Annotated in this window: 7 protein-coding genes and 1 pseudogene; 3 read left to right on the top strand and 5 right to left on the bottom strand. The window is 69.6% G+C overall.

Annotated elements, in window-relative coordinates:
• The first annotated feature begins 195 nt into the window (after nt 1–195).
• Entirely contained in the window at nt 196–804 is a 609-nt protein-coding gene (locus tag AB0F15_RS44475; RefSeq protein WP_360283900.1) for a hypothetical protein, read from the top strand.
• Nucleotide 805: 1 nt separating this feature from the next.
• Here AB0F15_RS44475 and AB0F15_RS44470 read toward each other — a convergent pair whose 3' ends face one another.
• The 4 genes from AB0F15_RS44470 to AB0F15_RS44455 form a co-directional block, all read right to left on the bottom strand.
• Nucleotides 806–1,516 carry a G1 family glutamic endopeptidase gene (locus AB0F15_RS44470; protein ID WP_360283896.1) on the bottom strand — a complete coding sequence of 237 codons (711 nt, stop codon included), beginning with the start codon at nt 1,514–1,516 and terminating at the stop codon, nt 806–808.
• A 225-nt stretch (nt 1,517–1,741) separates the two neighbouring features.
• Complete coding sequence (locus AB0F15_RS44465) at nt 1,742–2,797, bottom strand: ABC transporter substrate-binding protein (protein ID WP_360283894.1); 1,056 nt, start codon at nt 2,795–2,797, stop codon at nt 1,742–1,744.
• 1 nt (nt 2,798) lies between these two features.
• Nucleotides 2,799–3,689, bottom strand: coding sequence for an ABC transporter permease (locus tag AB0F15_RS44460; protein ID WP_360283892.1), 891 nt, complete (start codon nt 3,687–3,689; stop codon nt 2,799–2,801).
• Nucleotides 3,679–4,485 carry an ABC transporter ATP-binding protein gene (locus tag AB0F15_RS44455; RefSeq protein ID WP_360283890.1) on the bottom strand — a complete coding sequence of 269 codons (807 nt, stop codon included), beginning with the start codon at nt 4,483–4,485 and terminating at the stop codon, nt 3,679–3,681. Before AB0F15_RS44455 ends, AB0F15_RS44460 begins: the two co-directional genes overlap by 11 nt.
• 191 nt (nt 4,486–4,676) lie before the next feature.
• Here AB0F15_RS44455 and AB0F15_RS44450 point away from each other — a divergent pair, with 191 nt between their 5' ends.
• A complete protein-coding gene (locus AB0F15_RS44450) occupies nt 4,677–6,254 on the top strand; it encodes a sensor histidine kinase (RefSeq protein WP_360283898.1) in 1,578 nt (525 codons plus the stop codon).
• Nucleotides 6,251–6,910, top strand: coding sequence for a response regulator (locus tag AB0F15_RS44445; protein ID WP_360283888.1), 660 nt, complete (start codon nt 6,251–6,253; stop codon nt 6,908–6,910). The genes AB0F15_RS44450 and AB0F15_RS44445 overlap by 4 nt, the downstream gene beginning before the upstream one ends.
• Before the next feature lie 2 nt (nt 6,911–6,912).
• On the opposite strand, the pseudogene AB0F15_RS44440 reads toward AB0F15_RS44445, so the two are convergent.
• Nucleotides 6,913–7,240: pseudogene (locus tag AB0F15_RS44440) on the bottom strand (hypothetical protein); the annotation flags it as partial.

Here is a 7,240-nt window from a genome sequence, read left to right as displayed (position 1 = left end):
AGCGCCCCAATGTGGCCTTGGTTGCGTTCAACGCACCCAATGTGGCCTTCGGTGCGTTCAACGCACCGAAGGCCACATTGGGGCGCTTGGGGCCGGGTGGCCGGGCGGGCGGTGGGGACCTAACGTGGGCAGGTGACAGAAGAGGCACTGCCCGCCTGGCGCCGCCGGACCTCCGGGGAGACCCGCTGGCCCGCGATGGGCGTCGTCGTCGCCACCCTCGTGCTGCAGGTCGCCCTGCCGGACGACATGGCGCTGCACCCGCGGTGGCTGCTGCCCGCCGTCTCGGGGCTGCTGGTGGTGGCGCTGCTGCTGGCCAACCCGGGGCGGATGACCCACTTCAGCGCGATGGAGCGGACGATCGCGCTGCTGCTGGTCGCCGCCGTCACCGTGGTGAACGCCGGCTCCGCGGGGTCGCTCGTCTACGGCATCGCGGCCGGGACGACGGGCGATCGGGCCGGCGCGGTGCTCGTCACCGGCGGAATCGTCTACTGGACGAACATCGTCGCCTTCTCGCTCTGGTACTGGGAGTTCGACCGCGGTGGCCCGGGCAAGCGGGCTGCAGGCCGGGCGGTGTTCCCCGACCTGCAGTTCCCGCAGATGGCCGATCCCGACCTGGCGCACCAGGACTGGGAACCGTCCTACCTGGACTACCTCTACTTCTCGTTCACCAACGCGGCGGCCTTCAGCCCCACCGACGTCATGCCCCTGCGGATCTGGGCGAAGATGACGATGATGCTGCAGGCCGTCGTGTCGCTGGTGCTGGCGGTGATGGTCGTCGCGTGGGCGATCAACAACCTGAAGTGACTCAGTGCCGCGAGATCGTGAAGCTCTGGCCGTCGGAGCCGATGGCACCCGGGATCCAGGTGTTCGTGCCGCGGTCGTCGGCGTTCAGCGCGGACGGGCTGGTCGAGGCCAGGTTCGTCCCGTTGAACTTGACGCCGGTGAACGTGATCCCGCCGGAGATCGTCGGGTAGGAGTCGGTCGGCGACTCGATGATCGCCTCCGCCGACGCGTGCTTCGAGGTCAGCGACTTCGTGACCGTCTTGGTCCAGCCCTTGGTGGTGTCGCTCAGGTCCAGCCGGTAGGTGTTGGTGGTGGTGCGGGTCACCGTCGCGGTGATGTGGTCGCCCGCGCCGACGGACACGTTGTAGTACACCGGCGCGGCCGGGTACATCTCGTACCAGGCCGAGTACACCGCGCGGCCGCTGGAGCAGTCCGTCTCGACCCCGGTCTGCTCCACTGTGGACGATCCGTCACCGTCGATGCCGACCCACGGCGCGAAGAGGTCGTTGCTCGACCGGCAGGTCACCGTCGGTTCGGTCCAGCTCGCCGTCGCCGTGGTGAAGCTGCCGAAACTGACGTACCCGCCCCAGTTGCCGCCCGAGAACTGGTGGCCGTGGAGGTGTGCGCCGTACTCGACCGCGGCGTGGGCGGTGCCCGAGACAGCCAGGCCGGCCGCGACCGCGGCCGCCGCCGTGAGGACGCGGACAGCGCGCGACGAAAGAACCTTGGACATGAGGAACTCCGTTCACCGAGGGGACCGGTAAAGCCGTGTGTCCAAGTGTTGGATCAGCGCCGCGGAGAGGGTAGCTACTTTCGAAGGGTCTTCACATTCCGGAAAATGGTCACCATTTGCCGGATTTACGCCGGATTGAACGAAAAGACCCGTGAAGACCTCCGCGGGGGAAGAGGTCTTCACGGGTCCATGTCGCTCACCTACCGCCCGGTCAGGTGAGCGGGGCTACTGCGCGGCCTGCGCGTGCGCGGCGTCCACGAACTTCGTCGTGTACGTCTTCGACAGGTCGATCTTGTCCTTCTTCGGCTTGACGTTGCTGGACGACTCACCCAGCACCTTCAGCACGTTACGCGCACCCGCGGGGTCCATCCGGCCGTCCTTGGTGAACATCGGCAGGCTGTCCTGGAGCGATTTCACGTACAGCGCCTTGTCCCCACCTGCGAACGACGGCGGCATCATCGCGGCGACCTGTTCCGGTGTGTGCGCCGAAATCCACTTCAGGGTCTCGATGTACGCATTGGCCAGTTTCTGCACGATGTCCGGGTACCGGTTCACGATTTCGCAGCCCATGTACAGCGAACTCGCCGGGTACAACCCACCCAACGCCGCCGTGGTGCCTTCGACCGTGCGCATGTCGTAGAGCACCTTCGCCTGGCCCGTGTTCGTCAGTTGCGCGATCGTCGGGTCGGTCGTCATCCCGGCGTCGATCGATCCCTGGTTCATCGCCGAGATGAACGTCTGCCCGGCGCCGACCTTCACCGGCGTGTACTCCTTCGAGCTGACGCCACCGCGCGCGGCCAGCGCCTTGGTCAGGAAGTCCGTCGACGAACCCAGCGACGTGACGCCCAGGTTGCGGCCCTTGAAGTCCGCGCCCGACTTGAGGTCGCCCGCCTTCTTGGTCGCGACCATCTCGGCCTCGCCCGGCACGTTCGCGAACTGCACCACGCTCTCGATGCACTGTTCCTTGGCCTGCAGGTCGATCGTGTGGTCGTAGAACCCGACGACCGCCTGCACCTCGCCGGCCAGTAGCGACGTCTCGGCGTTCGCCCCGGACGGCTGGTCGAAGAGCTCGACGTCCAGCCCCTGCTTCTTGTACGCGCCGATCTGCTGAGCCAGCTGCCCGGGCAGGTAGATCACCTTCGACAGGCCGCCGACCATGATCTTGATGTGCGGCTGGCCGGTGGTGCCGAGCGAGATCTCCCGCGAGTCGCGGCACGCGGTGACCCCGGCCAGGGTGACGGCGAGCGCGGCCACCACGCCGACTGTCCTCTTGAGACGCATGTCAGACCACTCCGTGCGCGGCTTCGGAGGCGGACGGCGGGCGCCACCGCAGCAGCCTGCCTTCCAGCGTGCCGATTCCCCACTCGGCCAGCAGCGCGACGACGGTGATGATCAGCATCCCGGCGTACACGCCCGCGGTGTCGAACGTGCCCTGCGCGTTGGCGATCAGGAAGCCCATGCCGGCCTTCGCGCCGGTGTACTCGCCGACGACCGCGCCGATCAGCGCGAAGCCGAACGCCACGTGCAGCGACGACAGGATCCACGACGTCGCGCTGGGCAGCACGATCGACTTCAGCACCTGACCGCGGGTCGCGCCGAGGATCCGGGCGTTGTCGATCAGGTTGCGGTCGACCTCACGGGCGCCGGTGAAGGCGTTGAAGAACACCGCGAAGAACACGAGCACGACCACGGTCGCGACCTTCGACGACAGCCCGAGCCCGAACCAGATGACGAACAGCGCGGCGAGCACGATGCGCGGCAGGGCGTTGGCGGCCTTGATGAACGGCGCCAGCACCTGCGCGAGGTAGGAGCTGCGGCCGAGGACCACGCCGAACACGACCCCGGCGATGGCACCGATGACGAAGCCGATCGCGGCTTCCTCGACGGTCACCAGGATCTGGTACCAGATCGAGCCGAAGTCGGTGCCCGCGCTGAACCACTCGACCAGCCGCTCCCAGATCTTCGACGGCTTCGAGTAGAAGAACGGGTCGATCCAGTACGTCGCGGTCAGCTCCCAGCTGCCCAGCCAGACGACCACGATCGCCAGGCGCAGCAGCCAGATGTTGCGCTTGCGCTTCGAGGAGGCCTGCTTCGCGCGGGCCAGGATGTCCTGCTCGGTTTCGAGGACCGGCAAGGGAGCGGCCGACGGGGCCGCCGGGGTCTCAAGCGACATTGGTGGCTCCCTTCTCGCGGGCCTTGTCGACCTCGCTGCGCAGTGATTCCCAGATGTCCGCGTAGAGCTTGCGGAACTCCTCGGTGAGCCGCAGGTCCTCGACCTTCCGCGGTCGGTCGAGGGGGATTTCGAAGACGTCCTTCACGGTGGCCGGCGACGTCGTCAGCACGACGACCTTGTCCGCCAGGGCGATGGCCTCGTCGAGGTCGTGCGTCACGAAGATCACCGCGGCACCGGACCCGGACCACAGCCGCAGCAGCTCGTCCTGCATCAGCGCCCGCGTCTGGACGTCCAACGCCGAGAACGGCTCGTCCATCAGCAGGATCTTGGGCTTGGTGACGAGCGTCTGGGCCAGCGCGACGCGCTTGCGCATCCCGCCGGAGAGCTGGTGCGGGTAGTACTTCTCGAACCCGGCGAGCCCGACGCGGTCGATCCAGTCGACGGCCTGCGCGCGGGCCTCGGCCTTCGGCACCCCCCGGAACCGCGGGCCGGAGGCGACGTTCTCCAGCACCGAGCGCCACGGCATCACGGCGTCGGTCTGGAACATGTAGCCGACCCCGTCCGGAATGGACTTCACGTCCTCGCCGTTCACCCGGACCCGGCCGGCCGACGGCGGCTGCAGCCCGGAGACCAGCGAGAGAGTCGTCGACTTGCCGCAGCCGGTGGGACCGACGACGGCGACGAACTCGCCGGGCTGGACGGACATGGTCAGATCGCGGACGGCCGTGTGCACGGAACCGGACCCGCTCGGGAACCGTTTGGTGGCTCCGGTGAGTTCGATCAGTGGGGGAACCATGGGGAGGTGACTCCTTCGTCACGTGGTGCCTGTCACGTTGGGAAGGGACGTTAAGCAGGCGTGGCGCCCAGGTGAAGCTTGTCGACGTTCTGCGTGGGAGCTGCGCGTTCTGAATGTTTTGCTCGTTTAGCGCACGGGCTTGACCTGGGGGTATGGTCCCCGCCATGCCAAAGTGGGCGCTCTTCCCGCGGATGCGGTTCAGCAGGCAGGTGCTGCTGCTGCAGATCGGCGTGGTCGCCCTGGTCGTGGGGCTCGGGGTCGCCCTGGTCAGCGTCTTGCTGCGCAGCACCCTCACCGACCAGTACGGCCGCCGCGCGCTGGCCATCGCGAAGTCCGTCGCCGCGGACCCGGTCGTCGTCGCGAACGCGGCCGCGAAGCTCCCCGGCGGCCCGCTGGAAGAACGCGTCCTCGCCGTCACGGACGCCAACGACGCACTGTTCGTGGTCATCACCGACGACAAGGGCATCCGGCTCGCCCACCCGACGCTGTCCGAGATCGGCAAACCGGTCAGCACGTCGCCGGAGCGAGCGCTCGCCGGGTTCGACGAGGTCAGCGCCGTGCAGAGCGGCACGCTCGGGCTTTCCGTCCGCAGCAAGACCCCGATCCGGCAAGGCGCGCGCGTGGTCGGTGAGGTGAGCGTCGGCTTCGAGGTGGCCCAACCGATCAGCGCGTTCAACCAGCTGCTCGTGTACACGCTGCTCTTCGCGGGCGGCGCGTTGCTGCTCGGCGCGGGTGCGTCGGCGCTGCTCAACCGGCGGCTGCGACGCGTCACGCACGGCCTCGAACCGCACGAACTCACCGAACTGCTCTACGAACGCGAAGCCGTGCTCCACGGGATCGGCGAGGGGGTGCTCGCCGTCGACGAGGCGAACCGCGTTTCGGTCCGCAACGACGAAGCCGAACGCCTGCTCGGCACCGAACTCCCGATCGGCGCGACGATGTCCGAGCTGTCGCTTTCCCCGCGGGTCCACAAGGCCGTCGCCGAAGGACGGCCGGTCGACAACCTGCTCGCCGTCGCCGGGAACCGGGTGCTGGTGATCAATTCCCGGGCCGTGCGCCTGGACGACCGCCCGATCGGCACCGTGCTCACCTTCCGCGACCGCACCGACCTCGACTCGCTCACCCGTGAGCTCGACGGCATCCGCGCCCTGTCCGACGGCCTGCGCGCCCAGCGGCACGAGTTCGCGAACCGGCTGCACACGCTCTACGGGCTGCTCCAGCTCGGGCACCACGCCGAAGCCGTCGAGTACCTGCAGACGCTGACGGACTCGTCGTCGGCGCGGCCGAGCGAGCTGGGCGACGCCGTCGCCGACCCGTACCTGCAGGCGCTGCTCGTCGCCAAAACCGAGCAGGCGCAGGAAAAGGGCCTCACGCTGAAGCTCGCCGAGGACAGCTGGGTGCCGGCGACGGTGACCGACCCGATCGCCGCGAACACCGTGATCGGCAACCTCGTCGACAACGCCCTGCACGCCGCCCGGATGGGCCCGCGGCGGCCGGCGACCGTCGAGGTCGGGCTGCTCGCCGAGGGCGGCACGCTGCACGTGTCCGTTGTGGACAGTGGCCCCGGCGTGCCTGCCGAGCTGCGGCGGACGTTGTTCGACGAAGGCGTCTCGACGAAGATCGCGCCCGGGCACGGCCTCGGCCTGGCGCTCGCCCGGCAGGCCGCCCGCGCCCGCGGCGGCGACGTCTGGCTGGCCGGCCCCGGCGAAGGCGAGACGGGTGCCCTGTTCGTCGCCAAACTGCCCGGAATGCTGACGGAGGACGAATGATCCGCACGCTGATCGTCGACGACGACTTCCGGGTGGCCGGCGTGCACGCCGGCTTCGTCGAGGAGGTGGCGGGCTTCGCGGTGGTCGGCACCGCGCACACCGCCGCCGAGGCCCGTGCCCGCGTCCGGGAGCTCGCGCCGGACCTGGTCCTGCTCGACGTCTACCTCCCCGACGAGTCCGGCCTCGCGGTGCTCCCGGAACTCCAGACCGACACGATCGTGCTGTCCGCGGCGACCGACAGCGCGTCGGTGGCCGCGGCGATCCGGGCCGGCGCGCTGAACTACCTGATCAAGCCGTTCACCACCCGCCAGCTCGCGGAACGGCTGACGTCGTACGCGCGCTTCCGCGGCCTGCTCGCCGCGGACCGGGCCCTGGCCCAGGACGACGTCGACCGCGCGTACCGGGTGCTGCATGACCAGGACCGCACGTCCGCGCCGAAGGGCCAGTCGACGGCGACGTCCCGGCTGGTTTCGGAGCAGCTGCGCCAGGCGGGCCGCCCGCTGTCGGCGGCGGAGGTGGCCGGGGAGCTGGGCATGGCGCGGGCGACGGCGCAGCGGTACCTCACCGCGCTGGCGGAGTCGGGCACGGTCCGGATGCGGCTGCGCTACGGCGCCACCGGGCGCCCCGAGCACGAGTACCTCTGGTCCGGCGCCTGAGGTCAGCGGCCGCCGTAGCGCTGCATCATGCTTTGGGCGACGTTGACCCACGCCTGGATGGGATTGGTGGTCGACGGCGGGGTGGCCGACGGCGGCAGATCGACCCGCGCCTCGGCTTCTTCGTCCGGCACCGGCTTCTTCGGCTGCGGTTTCGCCGGCACCTGCGCCTGCTTCGGCGCCGGTTTCGCGGGCACCGGCACGTACACGGTCTCCGGCGCCGGCGTGACGACGACCGGCGCCTGCGGGGCCGGTGGCTGCGGCTGCGGCGCGGGGGCCGCGGCGACGGCCGGGCGCGGGTCCACCTGGGCGACGTCCCGGTCCGGCGCCGAG

It is taken from the genome of Amycolatopsis sp. NPDC026612 (assembly GCF_040638285.1).
Classification (GTDB): Bacteria; Actinomycetota; Actinomycetes; order Mycobacteriales; family Pseudonocardiaceae; genus Amycolatopsis.
This window is presented reverse-complemented; position numbering and strand designations above follow the sequence as displayed.

Bases quoted from the DNA above. Each gene is read 5' to 3' on its own strand.
- AB0F15_RS44475 (WP_360283900.1), top strand. From the start codon at position 196: ATGGGCGTCGTCGTCGCCACCCTCGTGCTGCAGGTCGCCCTGCCGGAC.
- AB0F15_RS44470 (WP_360283896.1), bottom strand. From the start codon at position 1,516: ATGTCCAAGGTTCTTTCGTCGCGCGCTGTCCGCGTCCTCACGGCGGCG.
- AB0F15_RS44465 (WP_360283894.1), bottom strand. From the start codon at position 2,797: ATGCGTCTCAAGAGGACAGTCGGCGTGGTGGCCGCGCTCGCCGTCACC.
- AB0F15_RS44460 (WP_360283892.1), bottom strand. From the start codon at position 3,689: ATGTCGCTTGAGACCCCGGCGGCCCCGTCGGCCGCTCCCTTGCCGGTC.
- AB0F15_RS44455 (WP_360283890.1), bottom strand. From the start codon at position 4,485: ATGGTTCCCCCACTGATCGAACTCACCGGAGCCACCAAACGGTTCCCG.
- AB0F15_RS44450 (WP_360283898.1), top strand. From the start codon at position 4,677: ATGCGGTTCAGCAGGCAGGTGCTGCTGCTGCAGATCGGCGTGGTCGCC.
- AB0F15_RS44445 (WP_360283888.1), top strand. From the start codon at position 6,251: ATGATCCGCACGCTGATCGTCGACGACGACTTCCGGGTGGCCGGCGTG.